This window comes from Paenibacillus arenilitoris (assembly GCF_014705655.1).
Lineage (GTDB): Bacteria > Bacillota > Bacilli > Paenibacillales > Paenibacillaceae > Pristimantibacillus > Pristimantibacillus arenilitoris.
Genome location: NZ_JACXIY010000029.1, coordinates 100,193 through 113,464, shown reverse-complemented (window position 1 = coordinate 113,464; position 13,272 = coordinate 100,193). Strand labels below are relative to the sequence as shown.

The following is a 13,272-nucleotide window of genomic DNA, read 5'->3' as shown; positions in this document are numbered from 1 at the left end:
AGACGATTTTTCGATAGCATAAGAGGACAACTCCCGTAAAATTCTTATCTCTTATGTATTCGACAAAGCGCAGGAAAATCCTGTTATTTAATTGTGCCGTCGTAGTTTTTTTTATTTACAAGCCACTCGCTTAAAACGCGTAAAGCCCGGCCGCAAGCCGCTGGTGCTTGCCAAGCGCATGCAACGTGCCGGCAGCCGATTTACGAACGGGGCCCGATGCTGCATAATAGGGCATGAAAAGTCGGACCGGGGCGATTCGCATTTGTTATTCTACTGGTGGGAGGAGGGTTATACCGTGGGCTTGCTCAAGGAATGGAACGACGCTTTAAGCTATATCGAGGACCATCTTGCGGATGAGATCGATTATAGGGAAGCGGCCAGAAGGGCCTATTGCTCAGAGTACCATTTCAAGCGAATGTTCTCTTACCTGGCGGGTGTCCCCGTCTCGGAGTACGTGCGCCGCAGGCGGCTCACGCTGGCGGCCTTCGATCTCCGGCAAGGCGCCGAGAGGATCGTCGACATCGCCGTCAAATACGGCTACGGCTCGGCCGACGCGTTCACCCGGGCTTTTCAAAGCCTGCATGGCGCAACGCCGTCGGAAGCCCGCGATCCGGAACGTCCGCTTAAAGCGTATCCGCGCATGACCTTCCAATTAACCATTAAGGGAGGAAACGAAATGAATTATCGCATCGTCGAGAAGGAAGCGTTCCGCATCGTCGGCTTGATGAAGCGGGTGCCGATCGTGTTTAACGGCGTTAATCCGGAAATTGCCGCCATGTGGAGCAGCCTGAACGAGGAGTCGATCCGCGAGCTGAAAGGCTTGTCGAACATCGAGCCGCAAGGCTTGATCAGCGCGTCGGCGAACTTCTCGGAAGGCCGGATGGAGGAGAAGGGCGGTCTCGACCATTATATCGGCGCCGCAACGACGAAGGCGTGTCCGGAGCATCTGGCGAGCCTTGCGGTCGCGCCTTCGGCCTGGGCCGTGTTCGAAGCGGTAGGGCCGTTCCCGGACACGCTCCAGAACGTGTGGGGCCGCATTTATGCCGAATGGTTCCCGTCCTCGGGCTACGAAGCGGCGGAAGGGCCGGAAATCCTTTGGAACGAGCACAAGGACGTGACGTCGCCGACGTTCCGGAGCGAGATTTGGATTCCGGTGCGGAAGAAGCCCGCATTCGAAGCGTATTAATCCGCCGGCTAAGAGGAAACCGGAAGCAAGGCGGGGCTGTCCAAAAACCAGCTAATGTTTGTCAAGCCATAGTTATGTTGGCCAATCCGTCATCGCTAATTGTCGGAGCCTTGGTGAAATGGAGATACCGGCGAACTACTTGCCAAAAGGCTGCGCACCGGCAAGGGCAGCCAAGCTAAATGCCTGCGATTGTGCAGCTTTTGGGCTGTCGATGTGGCAGCCAATCGGAATGCCTGCGTCTGTACAGGCATTTCTGGACGCGAGCCCTCTTTTTGGGCTTATCGAACAAAAAAGACGCACTTTCGCAGGCATTTGCTTCCCTGGTACGCACGGAGAGGGCAAAGCCTGTACATTTTGCAGGCTTCTGCATGAGACGCTGCCCGGGAGCTGATCATGCGGTGCTACGTCGGCTTAAGCAAATGACTCATAAGCCGCTCATGAAGGGCGGCAACGGACCGAAAATCAGAAATGGCGGTGAAGGGATGAACCCCGGCACCGCCATTTCTTTTGAACCGTCCATCATGTGAGCAAGTCTTCTTCCGGAACGGCTCCGGCTGCCGGTTTTCGTCTGCTCTACAATACGATGAAGTCGCCTTTGTACCGCTCGAAATCGGCCGTCCTGCATTCCAGCCTCAGCCGGGTTCCTTCCGGCTCGTACGTCGTTTCCTTCACATGGGCGTTCTCGTTGAAGTAAGCGACCAGCCTGCCTTGGCTGAACGGAACGAGAATTTCGCATTCCATGAAGTCGCCGAATATATGCCCGCGGATGAGCTCGGTAAGCTCCTGAAGGCCGTTCTTCTCCTTCACGGACAAATAGACGTTGTTATCCTCGACGAGAGGGTACGGGTGATCGGTCAGGTCGCATTTGTTGTAGGCGTAGACCGTCGGAATGTCGCCGGCGCCGAGCTCCTTCAGCGTCGCGTTCGTGACGGCGATCAGCTGCCCGTAATCCTCGTGGGCGTAATCGACGACATGGACGAGCAGATCGGCCTCGGCCACCTCCTCCAGCGTCGAGCGGAACGCCTTCACGAGATGGTGGGGAAGCTGGCTGACGAAGCCGACCGTATCCGTGAGCAGGAACGTTTTGTTGTCCGGAAGGTCGATGCTTCTGACCGACGTTTCCAGCGTCGCGAACAGCATATCCTGCGCAAAAACCTGCTTCGTCGTCCCCGGGTTGTAATGCTCCAGCAGCGCGTTCATCATGCTGGATTTGCCCGTATTCGTATACCCGACGAGACAGACGACGGGCACCTCGTTCTTCCGCCGCTGCTTGCGCTGGATTTGGCGCCTCGCCACGAGCTTCTCGAGCTCGGCCTGCAGCGCCGTGATCCGCTCCTCGATCCGCCTGCGGTCCAGCTCCAGCTTCGTTTCGCCCGCGCCTCTGTTCTTCAGGCCGGACCCGCCGCCCTGCCGTCCGAGCGATTCGCGCATGCCGACGAGACGGGGCAGCATGTACTGGAGCCGCGCGACCTCGACCTGCAGCTGGGCTTCTCTCGTCTTGGCCCGTTCGGCGAATATATCGAGAATGAGCACCGTCCGGTCGATGACCGTGCGCTCGAGGGCAGCCTCCAGGTTGCGGATTTGGGAAGGGGACAGCTCGTCGTTGAAAATAATCGTCCGGGCGTCGTGCGCCTCCGCGAGGGCAAGCAGCTCCTGCAGCTTGCCGGTTCCGATGTAGTGGGTCGGGTTCACGCGGGCCGCCTTCTGGCCGAGCTCGCCGACCACGTCGATGTAGCAGGCCGCCGCCAAATTGCGGAGCTCCTGCATGGAATAGTCGAAGTCGGTCGCGGTTTGCAGCTGTACGCCGACGATTATCGCTTTTTGCTGAGTGGGTTCCATCATATTCGATCATCCTCCTGGGGTGAAAAAAATAAAAACACAGACGGATTCCGCCTGTGTCCACAGTGAAGGTGAGAGGATATCAGAAATTATCCGCGAGGAAATAAGCTTCCTTACGAATATATCGGGTTATCTCCATCAATGGACAGACCTATCCTGAGTCCTCCGCACACGGGCAGAGCAAATGCGTATGGGCTTGTTAGCCGCGCAATTGACGAACTCGGATAAAATCTATCACACTGAACCCTCCGTTCCAAGAAATTAGGTACAGTGTAGCATATTCGGCGGGCGGGGGCAACGGAAGGAACGTTTATAAAAGATTTTGCGGATGCCGCCGGTAGCTTCGCGGGCTGACGCCGTAATAGCCGCGGAAGTGGCGCGTGAACGGATGAATGGACGGGTAGCCGAGCCGCTCGGCGATCGCCGTCACCGTAAGATCGCTCTCCCGCAGCAGGTGAGCGGCGCGGCGCATCAGCAATTTGTGATGGTAGGCTCGCGGCGTTAGCCCGGTCTCGCGCAGGAACAGCTCGTGGAAGTACGTCCTCTTCAGCCCGCAGAACGCCCACCAGCTCTCCACCGATTCGCCGCGCTCCGGGTGCTCGTTCAAATGGTGGAGCAGCCGGACGATCCGGTAGTCGGTCGGCTGGTGGGTATGGATCGTGTTGTACCAGCTTAAGATCCAGGCGTACAGCAGGCTGCCCATTGCCTCGTTCCGGTAATGGTGCAGCTCGTTGAAAATCCGGGCAAGGCGCAGAAACGCGTCGAACAGCTCGGGGTAGGGCTGCAGCGAGAAGACGCTCGGCAGGCCGTCGAGCTCCTCGCACGGCGGCGCCAGCGACGTCTCGTGCAGCAGGAACGGCTCCGGCGCGTAAATAAACGTCCGGTTAACGGAGACGGGCGCCTCCGGATCCCACAAGTCGCAGTACAGGTTGTAGGACGTCAGCGGCCGCTCGGCCGAGATGTGGAAGGCGTGCGGCTCGCCCGGGCGGAGAAAAATGATCGTCCGGTTGTCGATCGGATACCGCTTTCCGTTAATTTCCATCTCGCCCGGCCCGTCGGTGAACAGATGGAAGGCGTATACGCTGCAGACGCGCAGCTTCTCGTTCGAGCTGCCGTCGTACCGGTAAGGCATCGAGTCGCCGACGTAGGGCGTCATTTCGCTTAATTTGGTCATAACGGGGCCTCCCTCCGCGCAATGCGCAATGTGAAAATAAGCGGATGAATCGTCAACTTGATGGATGTCTGATCAAATACGGATTTCTACATCGATGATACAATATCGTAAGCAACGGCGGAAGACCGCCCGGTACGATTACGGATAAATTAACAACACGCGAAGCGGCGATGTAAGCGTTGCCGAAGAGCGGGCGCAGGAGGCGCGATCGATGAGATTCAAGGAGAAGGTCGTCGTCGTTACGGGCGGCGGATCGGGCATCGGCGAGACGAGCGCGCGTCTGTTCGCCGCCGAAGGGGCGTCCGTCGTCATTGCCGACAGGAACGGGGAGGACGGCGATCGGGTCGCCGCGGAGCTGAATGCCGCCGGCCCGGGTCCGAACGGTTGGCCGCGGGCGATCGCGGTACGGACGGACGTCTCGCGCGAACGGGACGCCGCGGCACTTATCGAGCGGACGCGGCATACGTTCGGACGGCTCGACGTGCTGTTCAACAATGCGGCGGTCATCCATCCGAAGCCGCTGGAGGAGACGGGCGAGCCGGATTTCGACCGCGTGCTGGCGGTCAATTTGAAGGGCGTCTATCTGATGATCAAGCATGCGTTGCCGCTGCTTCGCCTCTCGAAGGGCGCGATCGTCAACATGGCTTCGCTGAACGGGCTCGTCGGCCAGCGGAACAATCCCGTCTATGCTGCCTCCAAGGGCGGGATTATCGCAATGAGCAAGTCGCTCGCGCTCGACTACGCGCCGGACGGCGTGCGGGTGAACTGCGTATGCCCGGCGGGCGTCATGACGCCGCTGCTGGAGGCGTGGACGCGCGGGCAGCCCGACCCCGCGGCGACCGTTCAAGCGCTGAACGACATGCATCCGCTCGGCCGTCCGGCCGCCTCGGAGGAGGTGGCGCAGGCGGTGCTGTTCCTCGCGTCGGAACAGGCGGCATTCGTGACCGGAGTCGCCCTTCCCGTCGAAGGCGGCGCATCGCTCGGCTATTAACTGACCTAAGGAGAGCTTACGATGAAAATTACGAAAGTCGAATCATTCGTGCTGCACGTGCCGATCGATCCGCCGATTACCGACGCGATCAACGCGGCGACGCACTGGGGCCTTCCGGGCGTCCGCATCTTCACCGACGAAGGGTACGTCGGCTACGGCTACACCGGAACGTGCGCGCACGGCGACGATATGATCGCGGATACGATCGACCGGTATTACGCGCCGGAGCTGATCGGCAAGGATCCTTTTATGGTGAAGGAAATTTGGGACAGTCTGCGCTTCGGCAAGATGCACTGGATCGGCCGGGCGGGCGTGACACATATGGCGCTCGCCGCGGTGGACATCGCGCTGTGGGACATTATGGCGAAGGCGTCGAACAAGCCGCTGTGGCAGTACCTCGGCGGGCACAAAAGCAAAGGAATCAAGGCGTATAACACGAACGGCGGCTGGCTGAACTGGTCGAAGGAGCGGCTGCTGAAGGACGTGACGGACATCGTCGGGCAGGGCTTCGCGGGCGTGAAGATCAAGGTCGGCAAGCCGGATCCGCGCGAGGATTACGACCGGGTGAAGGCGGTCCGCGAGGCGATCGGCGACGATGTCATTTTCATGATCGACGTGAACCAGCAGTGGAATATCAATACGGCGATGACCTGGGGCAGGAAGCTGGAGGAATTCGATCTGTTCTGGCTGGAGGAGCCGCTTAATCCGGACGATATTCTCGGCCACAAGAAGCTGGCCGACGCGCTGAATGTGCCGATCGCGCTCGGCGAGCACGTCTACTCGAAATACGCGTTCCGCGATTACATCCATCAGGGCGCGGTCGAGTACTGCCAGGTCGACGTCACGCGGGTGGCGGGCGTTACGGAATGGCTGCAGGTCGCGGGGCTTGCCGCCTCGTACGACGTGCCGATCTGTCCGCATGTCGGCGACATGGGCCAAATCCATCAGCATCTGGTGGCGGCGACGCCGGGCGCGGTCATGCTGGAGTATATCCCGTGGATCCGCACGATCTTCGTCGAGCCGGCCACCGTGAAGAACGGGCATTACGTGCTCCCGGAAATGCCGGGCGCGTCGACGGAGATCCTTCCGAAATATTTTGACGAGTACCGCGTCAGGTAGCGGACGAAAGGGGAGGGACGATCGATGAGATTGCGGGATAAGGTGGCCCTCATTACCGGAGCGGGCTCCGGGATCGGACAGACGACGGCCGAATTGTTCGCCCGGGAGGGCGCTTCGGTCATCGTGAACGACATCGACGAAGCGAAGGGGAAGGAAACGGTTCGGCGCATTGCGGATGCGGGAGGAATCGCCCTCTACATCCATGCCGACGTGACGGACTCCGCCTCGGTGTGGGCGATGGTCGACGAGGCGCTGAAAACGTACGCGAGGATCGATATTTTGTTCAACAACGCCGGCATCAGCGGGGTAGGCGCGATCCACGAGATCGAGCCCGAAGCGTGGGACCGCGTCATTGCCGTCAATCTGCGCGGCGTATTCCTCCCCTCGAAGCATGTGCTTCCCCATATGATGGAGCGCCGGTCGGGCACGGTCATCAACATGTCCTCCTGCATCGCGGAGATCGGCCTCGCGCGGCGGGCTTCCTATTCGGCGACGAAGGGCGCCGTGCTGGCGCTCACAAAATCGATGCAGGTCGACTACGCAAAGTATAATATTAGAGTGAATGCGGTACTGCCGGGCACGATTATGACGCCGTTCGTCGAGCAGTATTTGCAAGCCTCGTACGAGGACCCGGAGGCCGCGATCGCGGCGATCAAGACGAGGCAGCTTAGCGGAAATCTGGGCAGGCCCGGGGATGTGGCGAGCGCGGTGCTGTTCCTTGCATCGGACGAATCCTCGTTCATGATGGGCTCCCCCCTGTATGTCGACGGCGGCGTCGTGTTCGGCAAGGATGCATAACTGACGATTACGAAAGGGCGGTATGCGATTATGAAGCTGGTAACGATGGACGACAACGGACAAATGAAACTCGGGGTGAAGCTGGAGGAGGGGATCCTCGATCTCTCGGCGGCGCTCGGCAGACTGCCGGACGGGGACGTGCCGTCGGACGTGATGGACGTCATCGCCGGAGGGGAGAAGGCGGTAGCGACGGTAAGCGGTTACGTGGACCGTTTGATTCGGTCGGAAGCGTATGCGGGCGATCTGCTCCTGCGCGAGGAGGACGTAACGTTCGGCCCTTGCGTGACGAGGCCGAACAAAATCATCTGCGTCGGCCTCAACTACCGGAAGCACGCGCTCGAGACGAACGCGCCGATTCCGCAGTACCCGATTTTGTTCAATAAGTTCAATAATACGCTGACGGGGCACGGCCAGGACGTCCCGCTGCCCGAGCGGGTATCTTCGCAGGTCGATTACGAGGCGGAGCTCGTTATCGTCATCGGGAAGACGGCGAAGTACGTTAGCAAGGAGGACGCGCCGGGGCATGTGTTCGGCTACTGCAGCGTGAACGATCTGTCCGCGCGCGACCTGCAGATGAGAACGGCGCAGTGGCTGCTCGGCAAATCCTGCGACGGCTTCAGCCCGCTCGGGCCGTATCTGGTCACGGCCGACGAGGTCGGCGATCCGAACGATCTGGAAGTGAAATGCGTGGTGAACGGGGAAGTGCGCCAGCATTCCAACACGTCGGACATGATCTTCCGCTGCGACGAGATCGTCAGCTACATTTCGCAGCATATGACGCTCGTGCCGGGCGACATCATCCTGACGGGAACGCCGGAAGGCGTCGTTCTCGGCTATCCCGAGGAGAAACGGGTATACCTGAAGCCGGGCGACGTCGTGACGATCGAGATCGAGAAGCTGGGAAGCTTGACGAACCGGATGGTAAGCGAAGCTTAAAAAATCGTCTCCTACGTGTTATTTAAAGCGGCTAATGTTTTGATATGCGCGATTAAAGAAGGGTAGAAGGCTATTGCAATTAAACGACGGTAAAGGATGGTAGACGTTGAAGGATACGAAGCTTTGGTACGCGCGGCCCGCAGCCGGCTGGACGCAGGGGCTGCCGATCGGCAACGGCAGGATCGGCGCCGTCATGCACGGCGGCATCGGGCAAGAGACATGGTGCATGACGGAGGTGACGTACTGGTCGGGCAAGCCGGAGCGGACGCCGGGACAGGAGGACCCGAAGGGGAAGCTGGCGCTTATGAGGGAGCGCTTCTTCGGCGGCGATTACGCCGGTGGCGACAAGCTCGCGAAGCAGTGGCTCGAGCCGAAGAAGGGGAACTTCGGCACGAACCTGTCGCTGTGCGACGTGCGGCTGCGATTCGGCCACGAAGGCGAGGAGCTCGTCCGCGAGCTGGACCTGGAGACGGCCGTCGCGGCCGTATCCTACAAGAGCGGCGGCCAGGCGGTGACGCGGGAGACGTTCGCCTCGCACGCGGACGGCATCGTCGCCGCGCGGATCGCGGGCGGTCCGGCGGGCGGCCTCTCGTTCTCGCTGCGCGCGGAAGGGCGCACGCCCGTCTTCTCCGCCGCCGTCAGGAACGGCGATACGATCGTCTTCCAAGGCCGGGCGACGGAAGACGTGCACAGCGACGGGACTTGCGGGGTGTCGTGCCAAGGCGGGATCAAGGTCGTCATCCGGGGCGGATCGTTCGATAGCTCGGAGGACGAAATCGTCGTCAAGGACGCGGACGAGGCTTATCTTTATTTTGCGGTCAATACCAACTACGGCAGGACGGACGGAGACTGGGCCGAAGAGAGCGGCAGGCAGATCGAAGCGGCCGTCGCGAAAGGATACGAGCGCCTGAGGGAAGAGCATATCGCCGACTACCGCGCCTTGTACACCAGAGTCAGCCTCGACCTCGGCCGTACGAACCAGGGCGGACTTCCGACGGACGAGCGGATGAAGCGGTTCCGGGCGGGCGAGACGGACGATCCGGGGCTGATCGCGCTCTTCTACCAATACGGACGCTACTTGACGATCGCCGGATCGCGCGAGGATTCGCCGCTGCCGCTTCACCTGCAGGGCCTCTGGAACGACGGCGAAGCGAACGCGATGGCCTGGAGCTGCGACTACCATTTGGACATTAATACGCAGATGAACTATTACCCGACGGAGATCGGCAACCTGGCCGAATGCCACGTCCCGCTCATGAACTATATCGGGCGGCTGGCCGAGGCGGGCCGGATGGCGGCCGAGGATTTCTACGGCTGCGAGGGCTGGGTCGCGCATGTATTCTCCAACGCATGGGGCTTCGCGGCTCCCGGCTGGGGCACGTCTTGGGGGCTCAACGTGACGGGCGGCCTGATGATCGCCCTCCACATGAAGGAGCATTACGAGTACGGCCTGGACGAGGCGTTCCTGAGGGAGCAGGCTTATCCGGTGCTGAAGGAGTCGGCGCTGTTCTTCCTCGACTACATGACCGTTCATCCGCGACATGGCTGGCTCGTGACGGGGCCGTCCAATTCGCCGGAGAACAGCTTCTACCCGGGCGACCCGGCGGATGGGGCGCAGCAGCTGTCGATGGGTTCGACAATGGACCAGATACTCGTGCGGGATTTGTTCGTCTTCTGCCTGGAGGCGGCCGGGCGGCTGCAGCTGGATGAGGAGCTGCAAGAGCGGCTGCGCCGGGCGATCGCGCTGCTGCCGCCGCTAAGGATCGGCAAGAGGGGACAGCTGCAGGAGTGGCTGGAGGATTACGGTGAGGCGCAGCCGGAGCACCGCCATCTGGCCCATCTGGTCGGCTTGTATCCGGGCAGCCAGATTACGCCGAAGGATACGCCCGAGCTGAGCGAGGCGGTCCGGACGACGTTGTACAACCGGATGACGACCGACGATCTCGAGGATATCGAATTTACGGCGGCGCTGTTCGCGGTCGGCTTCTCGAGGCTGCATGACGGCAATCAGGCGGTTAAGCATATCGTCCACCTGATCGGCGACCTGTGCTTCGACAACCTGCTGACGTATTCCAAGCCGGGCGTCGCCGGGGCGGAGACGAACATCTTCGTCGTCGACGGCAATTTCGGCGGAGCCGCGGCGGTCGCGGACATGCTGCTGCAGAGCCATGCCGGCGAGCTTCATTTGCTCCCCGCGCTTCCGGACGCATGGCGGGCAGGCTCGTTCAAGGGGCTGCGGGCCAAAGGCGGCGTCGAAGTGGACGCGGCGTGGGAGGACGGCAAGCTGACCGGCGCGACGATCAAGGCGCATGCCGCGGGCCGGACGACCGTACGCTTCGGGGAGAGGACGGTGCCGCTGGATCTTGCGCCCGGCCGGGTCTATGCGATCGACGGGCAGCTTGCGGTTCGGCAAGCCGCGGCCAAGCAAGCGGAAGAAGCGTCGAACCTTTAAAGATTTCATGAAGACAACTGCGAATCTAACGATTGGCAGTTGTCTTTTCGCATGAATCGGTTACGATAGATAAACAAGCGGTTTTCGAGAGAATATAGGGTCTGCCGCATTTAATATGTAAGCGCTTTATATGTAAAGGGGGGCGAATCCGTGCCGAAGCATTCCACCATCTTTCGCAAGTTCCTCGTATCTTACCTTATCATACTGGTCATACCGAGCATTGCCGGCTTCGTGTCTTACCGTACGTCCATCGAGGTCACGCAGTCCGTCTCGATCGAGAACGGCGTCACGCAGCTGGAGCGCAGCAAAGAAATTTTGGAGAGAAGAATGGCGGAGGTCGAAGGCTTTACGAGGCAGCTGGCGTTGAATCCGGATTTGAATACGCTGATGAACGAGAAGAAGAGAGGCGACCGGGACAACGTGTACGGCATCTGGAGCGTAATGAGGCAGGTGATGCCCTTCAGCCAGACGAACGACTTCCTGCAAAATTATTTTATCTACTTAACCAATTACGACGTTATTCTGTCGCAGGGCTCCGCCTATTTCCGGCCGGAGCATTATTATCAAAATTTCCGGTACAGCGATCTAACGTTGGAGGAATGGAAGAGCGCGGTGCTGGATCGGACCCATCGAAGCGAAATTATGCCGCTCCGCGCTTACACCAACAAAACGAAGCAAACCTCGGTCGTGACGTACATGCAGTCGCTTCCGCTGGACAGCTTCAGCGGACCGTCGCCGGCGACGGTCGTCGTCATCATCGACGAGGAAAACATTTCGAGCCTGCTCTCCGGCCTCGAGGAGCGGTACGGCGGCTGGGCCCACATTAGCGACGCGGAGGGAAACACCGTCAGCCTGCAGGGCATCGGCGAAGAGGAGGCGCGCCGGTTAAGCGCGGACGAAAGCTTCGACCCGGCCAAAGTAAGCCAGTTCTACAACGACGACCTCGTCATTACGATCCGATCGGATAAGAACGGTTGGATTTATCAGGCCGGCATTCCCCGTCACGTCCTGATGGAGAACGCGAATCAAATCAAAACGATAACGTGGCTCGTGACCGGCGTCGCCCTCCTGCTCGGCTTGCTCACCGGCTTGCTGCTCGCTTACCGGAACAGCGCGCCGATCAACCGCCTGCTTGGCGTCATGAAGGAGCATTTCGGCAAGGAAGGCGTAACGGGCCGGAACGAATTCGACTTCCTGCAGGGGAATATTTCGAGCATCATATCAAGCAACCGGCAGCTGGAGGATGAGCTCAACCGGCAGCTTCCGCTCGTCCGGGATGGCTTCCTGAAGCGACTGATCGCGGGCGAATTCCGGGCGGCGGAGGAGCTTGCCGCGGCCGCCGCGCAGGCGGACGCTCGATTCCAATCGCAGCAAGGATTCGTCGGCGTATTGCAAATTAACGGCTACTCCGGCATGGACAGCGTCGAAATTCTGAACGAGATGACGGCCGCGCGGCTGATCGTGAAGCAGATGCTCGCCGAGCTCGGCAGCGGGCTCTGGATGACGGATCTCGGATCGGACCGGATCGTGGCGATCTGCACGGCCTGCGCGGAGGAAGGCGGTTTCGAGTCGGAGCGGGAGCGGGAGAACATCACGGAAACGTTCGAGAAGCTGATCCAGCTTGCGTACCGGGAATACAAAATTCATCTGACGGCTTCCTTCGGCGAGCCCTTCCTCTCGCTGCCCGAGGCAAGCCATTCGTTCGAGCAGGCGAAGCGGACGATGGATTTTGCCGAGTACGACAGCAAGCAGAGCATCGTATGGTTCGGGGACGCGAAGCCGGAGACTGCCACGTACTATTATCCGCTCGACATCGAGCAGCGCCTGATCGGCACGATCCGGGCGGGCGACCGGGACGAAGCAAGAAGGATGGTACAGTCGGTCATCGAGAAAAACACGGAGAACCGCCAGCTGTCGATCGAGATGAAGCAGCAGCTGGTCGGCGAGCTGAAGGGCACGCTGCTCAAGCTGCTCGACCAGAAGGCGTTCCTGGGCTCGGAGCTGCTTCACGCGCTCAAAAATCAGATCGTCGGCGTGCAGGCGTCGAATCCGGCCGCGGTCATCCAGGAGGAAATTATCGCGATCGTCGATTCGTTATGCGGCGTCATCGCCAGCAAGAAGAGCCACGCCCATATCCAGATCGTCGAGGAAATCAAGCGGTTCATTGCCGAATCGTACGGGGACGCGGAGCTGACGCTGTACCGGATCGCGGAGAAGGCGGAGCGGCCCGAGAAATACATTTCCCAATTGTTCAAGGAGGTAACGGATACGAATATATCGGACTATTTGGAGAAGGTCAGGATCGAGCGGGCCTCCGAATTGTTGAAGACGAACGCGTGCACGGTGGACGAAATCGCCGAACGCGTCGGCTATAACAGCGCGCATTCGTTCCGCCGGGCGTTCAAGCGGGTGATGGGCATCGCGCCGAGCTCGTACCGGCAGTCCATCAAAATATGAGGCGAAGGCCGGCATCAAGGGGGGATCGGATTTGAACAAAAGCATAGCACGCTCATTCGCGGCCATTGCGGCAGGCGCCCTGCTGCTGGCGGGATGCGCGCATTCCGCGGGGACAGCTTCGCCAGCAGGAGAAGCCGAGTCGGGCGAAGCCGCCGCGCCGCTGGCGATCCGCGTATTCGCCCAGCAGGAGACGGGCATCGATCTTATGACGAATACGTTCACGAAGCGGCTGGAGGAGCAATTCGGCGTCGCGTTCGACTGGGAGCTCGTGACGGGGGAAGGCGCCAAGGAGAAGAGGCAAATCTCGCTGGCCGGCGGCG

General features: G+C 60.3%; 9 protein-coding genes. 7 read left to right on the top strand and 2 right to left on the bottom strand.

From position 1 onward, the window contains the following. Window positions 1-295 precede the first annotated feature (295 nt). Window positions 296-1,186, top strand: coding sequence for an AraC family transcriptional regulator (locus IDH41_RS22730; RefSeq protein WP_190865172.1), 891 nt, complete (start codon window positions 296-298; stop codon window positions 1,184-1,186). A 573-nt stretch (window positions 1,187-1,759) separates the two neighbouring features. Here IDH41_RS22730 and hflX read toward each other — a convergent pair. Both hflX and IDH41_RS22720 read right to left on the bottom strand, forming a co-directional pair. Beyond that, window positions 1,760-3,025: a GTPase HflX gene (gene hflX / locus IDH41_RS22725; RefSeq protein WP_190865185.1), complete on the bottom strand. Its 1,266-nt coding sequence runs from the start codon at window positions 3,023-3,025 to the stop codon at window positions 1,760-1,762. Window positions 3,026-3,335: 310 nt separating this feature from the next. Then, complete coding sequence (locus IDH41_RS22720; protein WP_190865170.1) at window positions 3,336-4,199, bottom strand: AraC family transcriptional regulator; 864 nt, start codon at window positions 4,197-4,199, stop codon at window positions 3,336-3,338. A gap of 211 nt (window positions 4,200-4,410) precedes the next feature. Between IDH41_RS22720 and IDH41_RS22715 the strand changes: the two genes are divergently transcribed. From IDH41_RS22715 to IDH41_RS22690, 6 genes are all read left to right on the top strand, one after another. After that, complete coding sequence (locus tag IDH41_RS22715; RefSeq protein WP_190865168.1) at window positions 4,411-5,190, top strand: SDR family NAD(P)-dependent oxidoreductase; 780 nt, start codon at window positions 4,411-4,413, stop codon at window positions 5,188-5,190. A 21-nt stretch (window positions 5,191-5,211) separates the two neighbouring features. Beyond that, window positions 5,212-6,309, top strand: a complete 1,098-nt coding sequence (locus IDH41_RS22710; RefSeq protein ID WP_190865166.1) for a mandelate racemase/muconate lactonizing enzyme family protein — start codon at window positions 5,212-5,214, stop codon at window positions 6,307-6,309. A gap of 24 nt (window positions 6,310-6,333) precedes the next feature. Next, on the top strand, window positions 6,334-7,107 hold the full coding sequence (locus tag IDH41_RS22705) for an SDR family NAD(P)-dependent oxidoreductase (RefSeq protein WP_190865164.1): 774 nt from the start codon (window positions 6,334-6,336) through the stop codon (window positions 7,105-7,107). A 30-nt stretch (window positions 7,108-7,137) separates the two neighbouring features. Next, window positions 7,138-8,043 carry a fumarylacetoacetate hydrolase family protein gene (locus IDH41_RS22700; RefSeq protein WP_190865162.1) on the top strand — a complete coding sequence of 302 codons (906 nt, stop codon included), beginning with the start codon at window positions 7,138-7,140 and terminating at the stop codon, window positions 8,041-8,043. A gap of 106 nt (window positions 8,044-8,149) precedes the next feature. Further along, a complete protein-coding gene (locus IDH41_RS22695; protein WP_190865160.1) occupies window positions 8,150-10,495 on the top strand; it encodes a glycoside hydrolase family 95 protein in 2,346 nt (781 codons plus the stop codon). Window positions 10,496-10,645: 150 nt separating this feature from the next. After that, window positions 10,646-12,952 (top strand): helix-turn-helix domain-containing protein, encoded by a 2,307-nt coding sequence (locus tag IDH41_RS22690; protein ID WP_190865159.1) that lies wholly within the window; start codon window positions 10,646-10,648, stop codon window positions 12,950-12,952. Window positions 12,953-13,272: the final 320 nt, after the last annotated feature.